At 68.8% G+C, this 16716-nt stretch carries 16 protein-coding genes; 14 read left to right on the forward strand and 2 right to left on the reverse strand.

The window, feature by feature from the left end:
* The first annotated feature begins 2 nt into the window (after nucleotides 1-2).
* The 8 genes from ABIN76_RS05785 to ABIN76_RS05820 all read left to right on the forward strand — a co-directional run bounded on the left by ABIN76_RS05785 (nucleotide 3) and on the right by ABIN76_RS05820 (nucleotide 11725).
* Nucleotides 3-1979: a penicillin-binding transpeptidase domain-containing protein gene (locus ABIN76_RS05785; protein ID WP_346958767.1), complete on the forward strand. Its 1977-nt coding sequence runs from the start codon at nucleotides 3-5 to the stop codon at nucleotides 1977-1979.
* A 20-nt stretch (nucleotides 1980-1999) separates the two neighbouring features.
* Nucleotides 2000-3682, forward strand: coding sequence for an ATP-binding cassette domain-containing protein (locus tag ABIN76_RS05790; RefSeq protein ID WP_346958768.1), 1683 nt, complete (start codon nucleotides 2000-2002; stop codon nucleotides 3680-3682).
* A gap of 56 nt (nucleotides 3683-3738) precedes the next feature.
* Complete coding sequence (locus ABIN76_RS05795; protein WP_346958769.1) at nucleotides 3739-4926, forward strand: MFS transporter; 1188 nt, start codon at nucleotides 3739-3741, stop codon at nucleotides 4924-4926.
* A 16-nt stretch (nucleotides 4927-4942) separates the two neighbouring features.
* Entirely contained in the window at nucleotides 4943-6445 is a 1503-nt protein-coding gene (locus ABIN76_RS05800) for a phosphatase PAP2 family protein (RefSeq protein WP_346958770.1), read from the forward strand.
* Nucleotides 6446-6569: 124 nt separating this feature from the next.
* Nucleotides 6570-7514 carry an ABC transporter ATP-binding protein gene (locus tag ABIN76_RS05805; protein WP_346958771.1) on the forward strand — a complete coding sequence of 315 codons (945 nt, stop codon included), beginning with the start codon at nucleotides 6570-6572 and terminating at the stop codon, nucleotides 7512-7514.
* A gap of 3 nt (nucleotides 7515-7517) precedes the next feature.
* Nucleotides 7518-8414 (forward strand): ABC transporter permease, encoded by an 897-nt coding sequence (locus ABIN76_RS05810; RefSeq protein ID WP_346958772.1) that lies wholly within the window; start codon nucleotides 7518-7520, stop codon nucleotides 8412-8414.
* A 352-nt stretch (nucleotides 8415-8766) separates the two neighbouring features.
* Nucleotides 8767-10209 carry an amino acid permease gene (locus ABIN76_RS05815; RefSeq protein ID WP_346958773.1) on the forward strand — a complete coding sequence of 481 codons (1443 nt, stop codon included), beginning with the start codon at nucleotides 8767-8769 and terminating at the stop codon, nucleotides 10207-10209.
* A 181-nt stretch (nucleotides 10210-10390) separates the two neighbouring features.
* The gene (locus tag ABIN76_RS05820) at nucleotides 10391-11725 is read left to right on the forward strand and encodes a M18 family aminopeptidase (RefSeq protein ID WP_346958774.1); all 1335 of its coding nucleotides are present in this window, start codon (nucleotides 10391-10393) and stop codon (nucleotides 11723-11725) included.
* Between the two features lie 28 nt (nucleotides 11726-11753).
* Here ABIN76_RS05820 and ABIN76_RS05825 read toward each other — a convergent pair whose 3' ends face one another.
* Nucleotides 11754-12440, reverse strand: a complete 687-nt coding sequence (locus ABIN76_RS05825; protein ID WP_346958775.1) for a DUF1345 domain-containing protein — start codon at nucleotides 12438-12440, stop codon at nucleotides 11754-11756.
* 248 nt (nucleotides 12441-12688) lie between these two features.
* Between ABIN76_RS05825 and rpsF the strand changes: the two genes are divergently transcribed.
* The 4 genes from rpsF (at nucleotide 12689) to rplI (ending at nucleotide 14448) form a co-directional block, all read left to right on the forward strand.
* Nucleotides 12689-12994: a 30S ribosomal protein S6 gene (gene rpsF / locus ABIN76_RS05830; RefSeq protein ID WP_056428835.1), complete on the forward strand. Its 306-nt coding sequence runs from the start codon at nucleotides 12689-12691 to the stop codon at nucleotides 12992-12994.
* Nucleotides 12995-13048: 54 nt separating this feature from the next.
* On the forward strand, nucleotides 13049-13612 hold the full coding sequence (locus tag ABIN76_RS05835) for a single-stranded DNA-binding protein (protein ID WP_346958776.1): 564 nt from the start codon (nucleotides 13049-13051) through the stop codon (nucleotides 13610-13612).
* A gap of 126 nt (nucleotides 13613-13738) precedes the next feature.
* Nucleotides 13739-13978 (forward strand): 30S ribosomal protein S18, encoded by a 240-nt coding sequence (rpsR, locus tag ABIN76_RS05840; RefSeq protein WP_003800144.1) that lies wholly within the window; start codon nucleotides 13739-13741, stop codon nucleotides 13976-13978.
* Between the two features lie 17 nt (nucleotides 13979-13995).
* The gene (gene rplI, locus ABIN76_RS05845; RefSeq protein ID WP_175323062.1) at nucleotides 13996-14448 is read left to right on the forward strand and encodes a 50S ribosomal protein L9; all 453 of its coding nucleotides are present in this window, start codon (nucleotides 13996-13998) and stop codon (nucleotides 14446-14448) included.
* 117 nt (nucleotides 14449-14565) lie between these two features.
* On the opposite strand, the gene ABIN76_RS05850 is transcribed toward rplI, so the two are convergent.
* Nucleotides 14566-14988 (reverse strand): DUF1801 domain-containing protein, encoded by a 423-nt coding sequence (locus tag ABIN76_RS05850; protein ID WP_346958777.1) that lies wholly within the window; start codon nucleotides 14986-14988, stop codon nucleotides 14566-14568.
* A gap of 92 nt (nucleotides 14989-15080) precedes the next feature.
* On the opposite strand from ABIN76_RS05850, the gene ABIN76_RS05855 reads away from it, so the two are divergent.
* Both ABIN76_RS05855 and ABIN76_RS05860 read left to right on the forward strand, forming a co-directional pair.
* Entirely contained in the window at nucleotides 15081-15926 is an 846-nt protein-coding gene (locus ABIN76_RS05855; protein ID WP_346958925.1) for a PhzF family phenazine biosynthesis protein, read from the forward strand.
* 120 nt (nucleotides 15927-16046) lie between these two features.
* Nucleotides 16047-16673 (forward strand): FMN reductase, encoded by a 627-nt coding sequence (locus ABIN76_RS05860; RefSeq protein ID WP_346958926.1) that lies wholly within the window; start codon nucleotides 16047-16049, stop codon nucleotides 16671-16673.
* Nucleotides 16674-16716 lie beyond the last annotated feature (43 nt).

A 16716-nucleotide genomic window follows, 5' to 3' on the forward strand; every position in this document is an offset into this window, starting at 1 on the left:
CAATGGGGAAAATTCACAAACTGTCCGTAGTTCTTGTCGGTCTGGTGCTGGGCACCTCGCTCGTAGCCTGCGATGACGGCCGGTCCGGGGCGCAGGATGCTGCAAAGCAGCTGGCCGCGGCGGTCGCCGCGCTGGACGTCGGCGCCGTGGCCTTCGAGGGCACGGACTCCGGTGCGGCAAATGATCGGCTCAAGGCCGTTTTCAAAGCGCTCGACCCGGCAAAACCGGCGGTGACCGCCGGGGAGCTGACCTTGGAAAAGGACACCGCCACAGTCCCGCTGGACTACAGCTGGAAAGTCGGTGCCGGCGAGTGGAAATACACCGTGTCCGCGCAGCTGAAGAAGGCGGACGGGAAGTGGCAGGCTCTCTGGAGCCCGGAACTGCTGGTCCCCGGCCTCGCCGACACCGAAGTCCTCGGCACCTCGACCGAGTCCCCGCAGCGGGCCGAGATCCTGGGCGCCGGCGGCGCAAAGCTCGTCACCTACCGGCCGGTGGTCCATGTCGGCATCGACAAGCAGCAACTGGGTTCGGCGGATCCGTCCGCGTCGGCGGACAAGCTGGCCCGGCTGGTGGGCGTCGACCCGGCCGCCTACACCAAGCAGGTCACGGCCTCCGGGCCCGAAGCCTTCGTCTCCGCCATTACCCTGCGCCAGGCCGGGCGGACCATCACCGACGCCCAGCTTGCCGCGGTCCCCGGGGCGCGGGCCATTGCCGACTCGCTTCCACTGGCGCCCACCCGCAGCTTCGCCCGCGCCCTGCTCGGAACCGTCGCCGAGGCCAGCGCCGAACAAATCGAAAAATCCGGCGGCGCCCTCCGGGCCGGTGACACCACCGGCACCGGCGGCCTGCAGCAGCAGTACGACGCGCAGCTCCGCGGCACCAGCGGCATCCAGGTCTTCGCCCAGACCGAGGGCCTGACCGCGGAGCAACGCCGGGCCCAGCCCAACGAAGGCCGCCGCGTCCTGTTCCAGGAGCCGATGAAGCCCGGAACCGCACTTAAAACCACCCTGGACCCGCGGCTGCAGCAGCTGGCCGAGGACGTGCTGGGCGACGTGGGACCCGCATCGGCCATCGTCGCGCTCCGCCCCTCCAGCGGCGCGGTCCTGGCCGCCGCCTCCGGGCCGGGAAGCAACGGCTACGACACCGCCATGCTGGGGCAGTACGCCCCGGGTTCCATCTTCAAAATCGTCGACTCGCTGGCCATGTTCCGCAACGGAATGACCCCGGACTCCAAAGTGGACTGCCCGCCCACCCTCGCCGTGGACGGCCGGACCTTCAAGAACGCCGAAGGCTACCCCGCCTCCTCGCTGGGGTCCGTGACCCTGCGCGACGCCTTCGCGCACTCTTGCAACACCGCCTTCATCAACGCCCGTGAAAAGGTCAGCCAGGCCCAGCTGGAGTCGGCGGCTACCTCCCTCGGCGTCGCCGTGGAGGCCCCGTCCCTGGGGGCTGCGGCCTTCCTTGGCTCCGTCCCGGGTGAGGCGGAGGGAACGGAACACGCCGCCTCCATGATCGGCCAGGGCAAGGTGTTGATGTCCCCCCTGGCCGCCGCCGTGATGGCCGGGTCGGTGGCCAAGGGCGCGCCGGTGTCGGCGCAGCTCGTGCTCAACCCGAACGCCGCGGCGACGGGCAGCCCGACGCCGTCGGCGGGTCCGACGGCGTCGCCGTCGCAGTCCGCGCCCGAGCCGGCGAAGTCCGCCGGCAAACCGGTGACCGCCGCGGAGGCGGCGTCCCTGGCGGACATGATGCGCGCCGTCGTGACCTCCGGGCACGCCGGTTTCCTCGCCTCGGTGCCCGGCGCGCCGGTGGGCGCCAAGACCGGCACCGCCGAATTCGGCAAGGAGAACCCGCCGAAGACCCACGCCTGGATCGTGGCCGTGCACGGTGACCTCGCCGTTGCCGTGTTCGTGGAGGACGGCGGCCTCGGCGCCACCACCTCCGGGCCGCTGCTCAAGGAGTTCCTCACCGCCGCCGGCTAAGGCCGTGGGAAGATTGCCGGGTGGCTCATATTGACGTTTCCGGCATCGACTACTTCCTCTCCGACGGCACCCAGCTGCTCAACGGGGTGACCTTCAAGGTCCCGGACGGCACCAAGACAGCCCTGATCGGACCCAACGGGACGGGCAAGACGACGCTGTTCCGGATTATCTCCGGCGACCTCGTCCCGGACGAAGGCGTCATTGGCCGCTCGGGGAACATGGGCATCATGCGCCAGTTCGTCGGCCAGGTGCGCGACGACTCAACCGTCCGCGACCTGCTGGTTTCCGCCGCGCCGCCCGCGCTGGCCGCCGCTGCCCGCGCCGTCGACGAGGCGGAGCTGGCGATGGTGGAGCACGACGACGAACCCACCCAGATGAAGTATGCGCAGGCAATCGTGGACTGGGGCGACGCCGGCGGCTACGACGTCGAAACCGTCTGGGACGAGGTCTGCATGGCCGCCCTCGGGCTGCCCTTCGACCGCGCGCAGCACCGGCCCGCCTCGAGCCTCTCCGGCGGCGAACAGAAGCGGCTGGTCCTGGAGGCGCTGTTCGCCGGCCCGGACGAGCTGCTGCTGCTCGACGAACCGGACAACTACCTCGACGTCCCGGGCAAGCGCTGGCTCGAAGCCAAGCTCAACGAGTCCAAGAAGACCGTGTTCTTCATCAGCCACGACCGCGAACTGCTCAACAACGCCGCGGGCCGCATCGTGACCCTGGAGCCGGGCATCAACGGCGCCGGCGCCTGGATCCACGGCGGCGGCTTCGGCTCCTACGTCGAAGCGCGCGCGGACCGGAACGCCCGCTTCGAGGAGCTGCGCAAACGCTGGGACGAGGAGCACGTGAAGCTCAAGGAACTCGTCAACATGTACAAGAACAAGGCTGCGTTCCGCTCCGACATGGCCAACCGCTACCACGCAGCACAGACCCGGCTGGCGAAATTCCTCGAGGCCGGCCCGCCCGAGGCCCTCCCGATCGAGCAGAACGTGCAGATGCGGCTCAAGGGCGGCCGCACGGCCAAACGCGCCATCGTGGCCGAGAAGCTGGAGCTGACCGGGCTGATGAAGCCGTTCTCCACCGAGGTCTGGTTCGGCGACCGGGTGGGCGTACTCGGCTCCAACGGTTCCGGCAAGAGCCACTTCCTCCGCCTGCTCGCCACCGGCGGCACCGACCCGGAACGCGAGCACCTGCCCGTCTCCGACGTGGAAATCGCCGAAGTCCCGCACGAGGGCACCGTGAAGCTCGGCGCCCGGATTCGGCCCGGATTCTTCGCCCAGACCCACGTCCGGCCCGACCTGCTCGGCAAGACCCTGCTGGAAATCCTGCACCGCGGCGACGAACACCGCTCCGGCCTGGGCCGCGAGGCGGCGGCCGGGGCGCTGGACGGCTACGGCCTGGCGTCCCAGTCCGAGCAGAAGTACGAATCCCTCTCCGGCGGCCAGCAGGCCCGGTTCCAGATCCTGCTGCTCCAGCTCTCCGGCGCCACTCTGCTCCTGCTCGACGAGCCCACGGACAACCTGGACCTGCACTCGGCCGAGGCGCTGGAGCGGGCCATCGACCACTTTGAGGGCACGGTCCTCGCCGTCACGCATGACCGCTGGTTCGCCCGCACCTTCGACCGTTTCCTGGTCTTCGGTTCCGACGGCAAGGTTTACGAATCCGCCGAGCCGGTCTGGGACGAAAAACGCGTCGAGCGGGCCCGCTGATTGGTCTGGCAAGACCCTGACCCGCCCGCACAACACTCCGTGGAGGCAGTGACCCTATGACCAGAACCGCAACCGCTCCGGCCCTGAAGGCCGCCGCTGCGGCGACTTTCCTGATATTCGGGATCAACGGCCTCGTGTTCGCCAGCTGGGCCGCGCGCATCCCCGCCGTGACCGAGACCCTGCACATCACCTCCGGGCAGATGGGAAGCCTGCTGCTGTGCGTCGCCGTCGGCTCGCTGATCGCGCTGCCGACCGCGGGCTGGGTGGTGGGCCGGCTGGGGACAGGCAACACGGTCCGGGCGGCCGGCCTGCTGGCGGCGGCGGCCGGTGTCGGGATCGCGCTGTCCCTCAACGCCGGTTCGATCCTCGGCACCGCCGTGTCGCTCTTCTTCTTCGGCATCGGCATCGGCCTCTGGGACGTGTCCCAGAACATTGAGGGGGCCGACGTCGAACACCGGCTGGGCCGCACCATCATGCCGCAGTTCCACGCCGCGTTCAGCGGCGGCGCCTTTGTGGGTGCGCTTCTCGGTGCGGGGCTGTCCACGCTCGGCGTCGGGCTCCCGGCGCACCTGCTGGCCATCGCCGCGGTGGTGGTCGTGGCCGCTTTGGTGGCGCCGCGCTACTTCCTGCCGCACATCCCGGCGCCGGTTCCTGCCGACGGCGAAGCAAGGCCGGCGCGGGCCGCGTCCGCCTGGCGGGACGGCCGCACCCTGCTGATCGGTGTGGTCGTCCTGGGCGCCACCCTGACCGAAGGCGCGGGCAATGACTGGATCGCCAAGGCCGCCGTGGACGGCCTCGGTGCCGAACAGTCCACCGGAGCCCTGCTGTTCGCGGTCTTTGTGCTGGCAATGACGGCCATGCGCTTCTTCGGCGGGCGGGCGATCGACGTGTACGGCCGGGTGGCGGTGCTGCGCGGCAGCATGGCAGCCGCCGCGGCCGGGCTGGGATTCTTCGTCTTCGCCGGCAACATCTGGCTCGCCACGGCCGGCGCCGCCCTGTGGGGCGTGGGGGCAGCCCTGGCCTTTCCGATGGGCATGTCCGCCGCGGCCGACGACCCCAAGCACGCCGCGGCCCGCGTCTCGGTCGTGTCCACCCTCGGCTACCTCGCCTTCCTGGCCGGGCCGCCGCTGCTGGGTTACCTTGGCGACCTGACCGGAATCCGCGTGGCGCTGCTGGCCATCGGGGTGCCGATTCTGGGGGCGCTGCTGCTCGCCGGCGCCGCGAGGCCCCTGCGCGCCAGCTGAGCAGTAGGGTGGGGAAATGCGAAGCATGCTGGGAAAAACGCCGCACCGGCTGGAGAAGCTGGACCGCAGACTCGTTCAATCCGTGTCCGGGCTGCCAGGCGGGGGCCACGACGACTTCTTCCGGCGGCTCTCCGCAGCCGCCAACAAGGGCAAGCTCTGGTTCGGCATTGCCGGCGTAATGGCCTTCTTTCCCGGCAGGACCCGGCGTGCGGCGCTGCACGGTGTCCTGGCGCAGGGCGTGGCCTCCGCCGTGACCAACGTGGTCTTCAAGACCCTGCTGCCGCGGGCCCGGCCGCTGCCGGAGCACCTCCCGGTCTTCCGCTTTGTGCACCCGCAGCCCACCAGTTCCTCCATGCCCTCGGGGCACTCCGCCTCGGCCGCGGCCTTCGCCCTGGGGGTAGGGCTGGTCCGCCCGGCGCTCGGTGCGGCCCTGGCCCCCGTCGCCGCCGGAGTCGCCTACTCCAGGGTCCACACGGGCGCTCACTGGCCCTCGGACGTCTTCTTCGGCTCCGCGATCGGGGCCGGGTCGGCCCTCGTTACCCGGAAGTGGTGGCCGGTCCGTCCCCCGTTCCCCGCGGTCCGGCGCACCCCCGTGCCGGCGGCCGCGCTGCCCGACGGCGAGGGACTCGGCATTGCCGTCAATACGCTCGGCGGCTCCTATGCCGAAGAGACCGCCGCCGCCCTCCAGAAAGTATTCCCTAAGGCGTATATACAGGAGATCGGTCCGGACGAGGACGTGGCGGCCGCGATCGAGGCGGTGGCGACCCGCCCCGGCGTCGCCGCGCTCGGCGTCTGGGGCGGCGACGGGACCGTGGGCACCGCCGCCGCGTCCGCCGTCGAGCATTCCATCCCGCTCCTGGTCCTGCCGGGCGGGACCCTGAACCACTTCGCCCGCGACGCCGGCACCCCCACCCTGCAGGCCGCCGTCGAGGCCGCCGCCAAGGGGGAGGCGGCGCGGGCCGACCTTGGCCACGTCGCGGTGGAGCGGGGGCTGCCGGACAGCCCCAAAAAGCTGGAACTGACCATGCTGAACACCGCCAGCATCGGCCTCTACCCCAACCTGGTGCGCCGCCGCGAGCAGCTTCAGCCGGCCCTGGGGAAACCGCTCGCCGGGGTCGTCGCCATGTTCCGCACCTTCGCCGCCGGCACCCCCAGCACCCTGGTGGTGGATGGCGTCCGGCACAAGGCCTGGATCCTTTACGTCGGCCGGGGCCGCTACTACCCCCGCGACCACGCGCCGCTGGTCCGGCCGGTGCTGGACGACGGCGTGCTGGACCTGCGGATGATCACCGCAGACGAATCCTTTGCCCGCCTGCGTTTGCTCTGGGCCGTCTTGACCGGCACCGTGGCCACATCCCGGATCACCCACCTGCGTGAAACCAGCCGGATCAGGGTGGAGCCGGGGGGCACCACGATGGTGCTGGCGGTGGACGGCGAAGTCATGCCCGGAGTCCGCGCCGTGGAGTTCTCGGTCAAGCACGGCGGCCTGGTCTACTACTCGCCGACGCCGCAGGACTGACCCAAGGTCCCCCGCGGGACGACCCTGATTGACCCCTGAATCAACCCTGAGAGCGGCGAATCCGGGGAGCCGCATCGGTAGCGTGGTGGGTACACAACCACACGCAACGCAAAGGAACGCTTCCATGATCGAAGCACGAGGCCTGACCAAGGTGTACGGCGAAAAAACCGCCGTCGCGGGAGTCAATTTCACTGTCGAAGCGGGCCGGGTCACCGGCTTCCTCGGCCCCAACGGCGCCGGCAAGTCCACCACCATGCGCATGATCATGGGACTGGACCGGCCGACGTCGGGCTCCGTCACCGTCAACGGGGTGCCGTTCGACCGGCACCACGCGCCGCTGCGCGACGTCGGCGCCCTGCTGGACGCCAAAGCCGTGCACACCAGCCGCTCGGCCTACAACCACCTGCTCGCCATGGCTGCGACGCACAGCATCCCGAAGAAGCGGGTGCACGAGGTCATTGAAATGACCGGGCTGGCCGAGGTGGCCAGGAAAAAGGTCGGCGGCTTCTCGCTCGGCATGGGCCAGCGCCTCGGCATCGCGGCGGCGCTGCTCGGCGACCCGCAGACCGTCATCCTGGACGAACCCGTCAACGGCCTCGACCCGGAAGGCGTGGTCTGGGTCCGCAACCTGGTCAAGTACCTGGCCTCCGAGGGCCGCACCGTCTTCCTGTCCAGCCACCTGATGAGCGAAATGGCTGTCACCGCGGACCACCTGATTGTGATCGGACGCGGCCGGATCATCGCGGACGCACCGATCCAGGAGATCATCACCGGCAAGGGCCAGGGCCGTACCCGGGTCCGCACCGACCAGCCGGAGACGCTGATGCGCCTGCTGGCCGGAGCCGGCGGTGCTGTGGACGTCCAGGACAGCGAACTCCTCGAAGTCACGGGGCTTCAGCCGCGGGACATCGCCCGCACCGCCCTCGACAACCACGTCATGATCTACGAACTCACCCCGCTCCAGGCCAGCCTCGAGGAGGCCTACATGGAGCTGACCAAGGATGAGGTCGAATACCACTCGCTGATCACCACGGGCGTTCCCGCCCCCGCCCAGTCCGGAGGCAACTAAGCCATGAGCTCGACCACTCTCGAACCCACCCCCTCAGGCCGCGGGGCGCACGCCGGCACCGCACCCGGCCGGCCCGGCGACGGTCTCAGCAAGGGCCCGGGCCCGAGCTTTGCGCGCGTCCTCAATGCCGAATTCATCAAGTTCCGCACCCTGCTGTCCACCCTGATCCTGCTCGGCGCGACCGCGGCGGTGCTCGTGGGTTTCGGCGCGCTTTCCGCGTGGGGAACGGGCCAGTTCTCGCGGGCTGCCGCAACGGATCCGGGCGCCGCCGCAGCGTTCGCCGCGCAGGGAAGTGAACTCGCGCTCGGCGCGCCCACCTCCGGCATCCCCTTCGCGCAGCTGATCCTCGGCTCGCTGGGGGTGCTGCTGATGAGCTCCGAGTTCACCACCGGCATGGCCCGCTCCACCTTCGCGGCGGTGCCGAGGCGGACGCCGGCCTTCGTGGCCAAGCTGCTGGTGGTGGTGGTGACGGCGTTTGTCCTCACCGCGGTGTCCGTGTACCTCGCCGGGCTGGTGTCCCTGCCGATCCTGGACAGTTATGACCTCCCGCTGGACCTCGCCAGCTCCCAGTCGGTCAAGCTCCTGTTAGTCAACAGCATCTATGTGGCGGCGGTTGCAGCGATCGGCATGGCCCTGGGCGCGCTGCTGCGCAACTCAGCCGGCGGCATCATGAGCCTGGTGGGGCTGTTCTTCGTGCTTCCGATCGTGTTCCAGCTGATCCCCGGCGATTTCTTCGAGGAGGCGCGGAAGTACCTGCCGGGCAACACCGTGCAGGCGATGACCGCCGCCGAACACCTCCCCGACACCCTGGAGGCCTGGCAGGCGGCCCTGGTGCTGGGAGCGTGGGTTCTCATCCCGGTGGTGCTGGCCGGTGTCCTGCTCAAGAAGCGGGACATCTAGCCCTCAGTGGCTGTCGTTATGAGCCGGCATAACGACAACCACTGCCAGCCAGTAGGACGGGCCCCAGGGAACGACGGCGGGGCCGACGGCGGGCACCTGGCGCCGGCATCGGCCTGAAACAGTGGTTTCAGGCACATTTCGGAATTGACCGTGAAGCAACAGCCTTTGCCTACCAGGCCTCCTCGCTGGAGTTCCGCCCGAACGGCGGCAGCGTAATCTGTGGGACTGCACAGACCGGGGCCTCCCCGGGCCGGTCTAGGGTGAAACGACACTGTGGTCCGCCGCACATCCTCGCCAGGCATCGCCGGGCAGGGTGCCCGGGCCGACACCACCCCACGAAGGACGGCGCTTCATGCAGGCTGACCAGCAACTCTCCAAATCCCTGAAACCCCGGCATTTGTCCATGATCGCCATCGCCGGCGTCATCGGCGCCGGGCTGTTCGTCGGCTCCGGCGCCGCCATCCAGCAGGCCGGCCCCGGCATCCTGGTGGCCTACCTGGCAGCAGGGCTCGTGGTCATCCTGGTCATGCGCATGCTCGGCGAAATGGCCGCCGCCAACCCCGAGACCGGATCGTTCTCCACCTACGCGGACAAGGCACTTGGCCGCTGGGCCGGTTTCAGCATCGGCTGGCTCTACGCCTGGTTCTGGATCATCGTGCTCGGCATCGAGGCCACGGCGGGAGCGGCCATCATGCACCGCTGGGTGCCAGGCATCGACCAGTGGGTGTGGGCGCTGGTGCTGATGGTGCTCCTGACCCTGACAAACCTCGGCTCGGTGAAGTCCTACGGCGAGTTCGAGTTCTGGTTCGCCTCCATCAAGGTCGCCGCGATCGTGCTGTTCCTGCTTTTCGGCGCCGCAGCCATCCTCGGCCTCATCCCCGGTGTACCGGCCCCCGGATTGGACAACCTGACCGGCAAGGGCGGCTTTATGCCCAACGGCCCGGGCGCCGTGCTGGCCGGCATCCTGGTGGTCGTCTTCTCCTTCTTCGGCGCTGAAATCGCAACCATTGCCGCCGGCGAATCCGAGAATCCGGTCGACGCCGTGAAGAAGGCCGTCAAGTCCACGGTCTGGCGCATCCTGGTCTTTTACATCGGCTCGATCGCCATCGTCGTGACCCTGCTGCCCTGGAACGACGCCTCCGTGGCCAAGAGCCCGTACGTCGCCGTGATCGAACTCTTCGGCATCCCCGGCGCCGGCACCATCATGGACGTCGTGGTGCTGACCTCCGTGCTGTCCTGCCTCAACTCGGGCCTGTACACCGCCAGCCGCATGCTCTTCTCGCTCTCCCGCCGCGGCGACGCACCCCGCTCCTGGATGCGGATCTCCAAGCGCGGCGTCCCGGCCGCCGCCGTGCTGGCCTCGACCGTGGTCGGCTTCATCACCGTGGGCCTGAACTACATCGCCCCGGACACCGTGTTCCTTTTCCTGGTCAACACCTCAGGCGCCATCGCGCTGTTCGTCTGGCTGGTCATCTCCGTCTCGCAGCTGATCCTGCGCCGCCGGATGGGCACTGCCGCGCGGGAGCTGCAGCTGAAAATGTGGCTGTTCCCGTACCTGACCTGGCTGGCGATCATCAGCATCGTCGCGCTGCTGGTGGGCATGGTGGTGCTGGACACCACCCGGGAATCGCTGCTGCTCTCCCTGGCCCTCGCCGCCGTCGTGGTGGGAATCGGACTCTGGCGCTACCGCAGGCACGGCGCCGCGGCGCCCGCTGTACAGCCCGCCGGCCAGCAGCCCGCCGACGCCGAGCTCCGCCGCGAGGATGCCGACGCCGGCGTCGGCCCGGCCAAGTAAGCCCGCAGCAGCTCCGCCCCCGACGCCCCCCGACGCCGCCCGCCCGGGCCCGGGCCACCGGACATGCCCGACGCTGGCGACCAGCAATGGACATAAGTGCCACTATGCCCAAGCGCCGTCGCCAGCGGAGGGCATGTCCGGTGGGGCGCCTGGGTGCAACCGCGGCGCTAGACTCGGAGCCATGCCTTCCTCCGCCACTGCCGCAGACCACATCCGGGACCTTGGCGCGTATGTCAGCGCGTCGCCGTCGAGCTTCCACGCCGTCCACGAGGCCGCCCGGAGGCTGGACGAAGCGGGGTTCACCGGGCTCGACGAGCTGCAGCCCTGGCGCGGCGCCGCAACCTCCACCGCAGCCGAGGGTTCCGCCGGCAAGTTCTACGTGATCCGTGACGGCGCCCTCATCGCCTGGGTGACGCCGCGCGGGGCCGGCCCCACCACCGGCTTCAACATCCTCGGCGCGCACACCGACTCGCCGTCGTTCAAGCTCAAACCCAAGCCCACCACCGGCAAGTTCGGCTGGCTGCAGGCAGGCGTCGAGGTTTACGGCGGGCCGCTGCTCAACTCCTGGCTGGACCGTGAACTGCAACTCGCCGGGCGCCTCGTGATGCTGGACGGCACCGAGCACCTGACGGCCACCGGTCCGCTGCTGCGCTTCCCGCAGCTGGCGATCCACCTGGACCGCGCCGTGAACGACGGCCTGGCCCTGGACAAGCAGCAGCACATGAACCCGGTCTTTGGCCTCGGCGACCCGGCCGGCGCGGACCTCTTGGGCCTGCTCGCGGAGCGGGTGCCCGGCGCCGCGGTGGATCCGGCGCAGATCGGCGGCTACGACGTTGTGATCGCGGATACGCAGGCGCCGGCCGTCTTCGGTGCCGAGGGTGAATTCTTCGCCTCCGGACGCCTGGACAACCTCTCCGCCACGCACGCCGGCCTCGCCGCGCTGATCGCGCACGCCGCCGGAGAGGTACCGGCGGAGGGGCCGATCGCCGTGCTGGCGGCCTTCGACCACGAGGAAATCGGATCCGCCTCGCGCTCGGGTGCCTGCGGCCCGGTCCTTGAGGACATTCTGGTCCGCGTCTCCGACGGGCTCGGCGCGACGGCGAGCCAGCGGCGGCAGGCGTTTGCGGCGTCGTTCTGTGTTTCCGCCGACGCCGGCCACGCCGTGCACCCCAACTATGCCGAGCGCCACGACCCGGCCAACCGGCCGGCCCTGAACGGCGGGCCGCTGCTGAAGATCAACGCCAACCAGCGCTACGCCACTGACGCCGCCGGGGCGGCACTCTGGGCCAGGCTCTGCACCGACGCGGGGATTCCGTACCAGGAATTTGTCTCCAACAACGTGATGCCCTGCGGCTCCACGATCGGCCCGCTGACCGCCACCCGGCTGGGGATCAGGACGGTCGACGTCGGCGTCCCTCTGCTGTCGATGCACTCGGCCCGCGAGCTCTGCGGCGTCGAGGACCCGCACCGGCTGGCGGTGGTCACCGAACTGTTCTTCCGCACCGCCGCCCAGTAACCTGCCCGGCACTTCCCCCGGAAGGTTCCTAGGACCCGGCCAGCCCGATCACAAGGTTGATCGTGGCGGCCAGGATCACGGTGCCGAACAGGTAGGACAGCAGGCTGTGCTTGAGCGCCTCGGCCCGGATCGCGTGGTTTTTCAGTGCGGTGTCCGACACCTGGTAGGTCATCCCCAGGCTGGTGCTGAGGTAGGCGAAGTCGGTGTACTGCGGTGGTTCATCCTGATTGAAGTCGATGCCGCCCACCGCCGCGCCGGCCCTGGGCGCCGTGCTGTAGTAAAGCCCGGCGTAGCGCACGGTGAAGAGCGTCTGCACCAGCATCCAGGACAGCGCGACGGACGTCAGCGCCAGTAGCCCGCCGCCGAGGCGGGAGCCGCCGTTGTTGCTGTGCGAGTCCAGTACGACGGCGGCCACGGCAGCCAGGCTGGCGATGTTGGCGGCGAGGATCATCAGATCCGTGACGCTGCGGGACGGATCCTCGGACGTGGCGTGCGCCCGCGTTTGTGCAGCGTTCAGGGGGCCGATCACGATCCACACCCACAGTACGTACGTCAGGGCTGCGCTGCTCCAGCCCACGGCCGGAGCTTCCACCCAGTGTCCGGTGAACCCTGATGCCCCGGCTGCAAACAGGCCCGCCAGCAGCATCACCGCGAACCGCAGCCGGCTGCGGTGGACGGGGGACGCCGCGGAACGTGACGGGGAACCGGTGCTCATTCCCCGATCATGGCACAGGCGGCTGTCCGGTTATCCACAGTCCGGCCGGAACGCTTCCGCAGACGGTGCCCGGGGCCTAGGGTGGCGGTGGAAGAAGTCGCTGAAACCGGCCCGGATGCACTAAGCTATTGAAGTCTGTGCTGCGCCCTGCCTCCGTTCCGGGGGTGATGCACCGCACAAGCACCGCAAATGAACCTCCTGTTACGGAAATGCCGTAACCGCTTAGCCCAAAGGAGGTGGGTTCACATATGCGTCCTTACGAATTGATGGTAATCATCGACCCCGAGGTCGAAGAGCGTACCGTTGAGCCAACGCTTCAGAAGTTCCTGAACGTCATCACGACCGATGGTGGAACCATCGAAAAGGTTGACATCTGGGGCCGTCGTCGCCTGGCTTACGAAATCCAGAAGAAGTCCGAAGGTATCTACGCCGTGGTGAACTTCACCGCTGAGCCGGCTACCGCCAAGGAACTTGACCGCCAGCTGAGTCTCAACGAGACCATCATGCGCACCAAGATCACCCGCCCCGAAGAGCAGAAGGTCGTTGCTGAGTAATTCAGCCCCACCCTTCAATCTTTAACCCCGCAGGAACGAACCAGGAGGCAGTAGATGGCAGGCGAAACCACTATTACGGTCATCGGTAATCTCACCAATGACCCCGAACTGAGGTTCACACCGTCAGGTTCGGCAGTAGCGAACTTCACCATCGCTTCTACGCCCCGCACTTTCGACCGCCAGTCCAATGAGTGGAAGGACGGGGAAACCCTGTTCCTCCGCGCATCGGTGTGGCGCGAAGCAGCCGAGAACGTCGCCGAGTCCCTCACCAAGGGCATGCGCGTGATCGTTTCCGGCCGCCTGAAGAGCCGTTCCTACGAAACCAAGGAAGGCGAGAAGCGCACCGTTATCGAGCTTGAGGTCGACGAGATCGGCCCCAGCCTGCGCTACGCCAACGCCAAGGTCAACCGCACCCAGCGCTCCGGCGGACAGGGTGGCTTCGGCGGCGGCAACAGCGGCGGTTTCGGTGGCAACTCTGGTGGAAACCAGGGCGGCGGAAACTCCGGCGGAAACTGGGGCGGCAACCAGCCGGCAGCGCAGGACGATCCCTGGGCAACGCCCGGGGTCAGCAATGCAGGCGGCTGGGGCAACGGCCCGGATTCCGAACCTCCCTTCTAAACAACATCTAAGGTCCGACATCGGGACCCGCTGGGCCGCCCTCGGGCAGCCGCGCGGCGACCGCCGGCGGATCACCACCATCCCGTGGATCAATATCCACGGGCTCCATCGAATAGGAGCTCCACGATGGCTAAGGCTGAACTCCGTAAGCCCAAACCAAAGTCCAACCCCTTGAAGGCCGCTGACATCACTGTCATCGACTACAAGGACGTAGCATTGCTGCGCAAGTTCATCTCCGACCGCGGAAAGATCCGCGCCCGTCGCGTCACCGGCGTCACGGTGCAGGAACAGCGCAAGATCGCACAGGCAATCAAGAACGCCCGCGAAGTTGCTCTGCTGCCTTACTCCGGCGCTGGCCGCGGCTAAGGAAGGGATTAACTAACATGGCAAAGCTCATTCTGACCCACGAAGTAACCGGTCTCGGTGCTGCTGGCGACGTTGTCGAGGTCAAGGACGGTTACGCACGTAACTACCTGCTGCCCCGCAACTTCGCCCTGACCTGGTCCAAGGGTGGCGAGAAGCAGGTTGAGTCCATCAAGGCCGCCCGCGCCGCCCGCGAGCACGCTTCCCTGGAAGATGCTCAGAAGCAGGCCGCAGCACTGCAGGCCAAGCCGGTCAAGCTCGTTGTCAAGGCTGGCGAGACCGGACGCCTGTTCGGCACCGTCAAGCAGGCCGACGTGGCGGACGCTGTTGAAGCCGCCGGCCTCGGCCGCATCGACAAGCGCAAGGTTGAACTGCCGGCTCACATCAAGTCGACCGGTTCCTACCAGGCCAACGTCCGTCTGCACGACGACGTTTCCGCTGTGATCGAGCTCGACGTAGTTGCAGGCAAGTAGTCTTTACGACTGACTGAACTGCATGGGAGGCCCCTGCCTCCGGATTCCCTCGGGAGCCCGGACGCGGGGGCCTTCCGCGTTAACTTCAATACCTTGCGTTGCCCTCCCCAGCTGTCCTCAGTCCTGGTGCAGCACGGTGGTGACGTGGGCATAGCTCCGCCGGATGAGCTCCGACAGCACGGATTCGTCGATGTCAGCGAGCTTGTTGATGTACAGGCACCCGGCGCCCGTCTTGTGTTTCCCGAGACGGCCGAGCAGTTCGGCGGCGCCCGGCCCGTAGGTAAGGTTGTAGAGCGAGAGGCTGGACTTCCGGGGCGAAAACCCGACGGCGGGGGCGTCGCCCTCGCGGCCGCTGGCGTACCGGTAGTGGTAGCGGCCGAAGCCCACAATGGTCGGCCCCCACATTTCCGCGGGCTGGCCGGTGATCCGGGACATCAGCGCCAAAAGGCGTAACCCGTCCCCGCGCCGCACGGGGTGCCCGACGGAATCGAGAAACTCGTCCACGGAGGCGCCCGTTGCCTGGGTCTTGTTTTCAGCCATAGGGGCATTCTGACAGTTTCCGGTCGCGCCGTCAGCCGCGCCGGGAGCCCGACGCGGGCCGGTGCCGGTGATAGCCTGCGGCAGTGACCCCAATGACTGCACCCCGTCTTCGCCCCTTCGCCCAGGTGGACGTCTTTTCCGCCGAGGCCTACCGCGGGAATCCGCTGGCCGTTGTCCTCGACGCCGAGGGGCTCGACGCCGCCGTCATGCAGCAGTTCGCCAACTGGACCAACCTCGCGGAAACGACATTCCTGCTGCCGCCCACCGACCCCGGCGCCGACTACCGGGTCAGGATCTTCACCGGCAGCGAGGAGTTCCCCTTCGCCGGCCACCCCACCCTCGGCTCGGCCCACGCCTGGCTTGAGGCCGGCGGCATCCCGGCCCGGGACGGGATTGTGGTCCAGGAATGCGCCGCCGGTCTGGTCCGGGTGAAGCGCGACGGCGGCCGCCTGGCCTTTGCCGCCCCGCCGCTGACCCGCTCCGGACCGGTTGCCGCGCCGGATCTGGCCCGCATCGCAGCCGGCCTGGGCCTGCCGCAGGAGGCGCTTCTGGACGCGTCCTGGCTGGTCAACGGGCCGGAATGGATCGGAGTGCTGCTGGAGTCCGCAGCCCAGGTGCTCGCCATCCGGCCCGACTATGCGGCCCTGGCCGGACTGAAGGTGGGCGTGATCGGCCCCCACCCGGCCGGTTCCGACGTAGGTTTCGAGGTGCGCACGTTCATCCCCGGGGACGCCGCCGCGGAAGACCCCGTCACCGGAAGCTTCAACGCCGGGGCAGCCCAGTGGCTGATCGGCACCGGCCGCGCCCCCGGGTCCTACCTCGCGGCCCAGGGCACGGTCCTGGGCCGGGCCGGCCGGGTCAACATCGAGGCGTCGGACGGGGACATCTGGGTCGGCGGGCAGTCGGTGAGCTGCATTGAGGGATTCGTCCTGCTCTGAGTGGCCCGGCCGCCGCCGAATCCGGCGCGGCGGGGAATAAAGACGGGCGGCCGCTGCTTCTACAGGTAGATGCAAATGCATACAGTTACCCGAACCGTGGAACAGCTACAGGAGCACACCGTGGAAAGCCGCCGCATTACCGTTCTCTCCGCCGGACTCGGCGTCCCGTCGTCGAGCCGCCTGCTCGCGGACCAGCTGGCGGCATCCGCCGAACGCCAGCTCGCCGCGGCCGGCTACGCCGTGAGCGTCGACGTCGTCGAGCTGCGCGATCTGGCCGTTGAGATCGCCAACAACTTCGTCACCGGCTACGCCGCCGCGCGGTTGGCCGAGGTGATCGCCGGGGTCGAGGCCTCGGACGGCATCATCGCCGTCAGCCCGGTCTTCAGTGCGTCCTACAGCGGCTTGTTCAAGTCATTCATCGACGTGCTGGACCCCAAGTCGCTGGACGGCAAGGCGGTCCTGCTCGGCGCCACGGGCGGGACCGACCGGCACCAGATGGTGCTTGACTATGCGATGCGGCCGCTCTTTAGCTACCTCCGCACCCGGACCGCGGCAACCGGCGTCTTTGCTGGCCCGCAGGACTGGGGAACCACCGGCGACGGCGGCTCGCCGCTCTCGTCCCGAATTGAACGGGCGGCGGAGGAGTTCGCCCGGCTGCTCGACGGCGCACAGCCGCGGCCGCAGCAGGCCGCGCTGGAGTCGCTGCCGTTCGAGCAGCTGCTGGCCGGAATCTCCGGAGGCAACTAGCCCGGGCCGGCGGGGTATCCGGGGCCGGCTCCGCAGCGGCTGA

The sequence above is a fragment of the uncultured Arthrobacter sp. genome (assembly GCF_964021775.1).
Classification (GTDB): Bacteria; Actinomycetota; Actinomycetes; order Actinomycetales; family Micrococcaceae; genus Arthrobacter.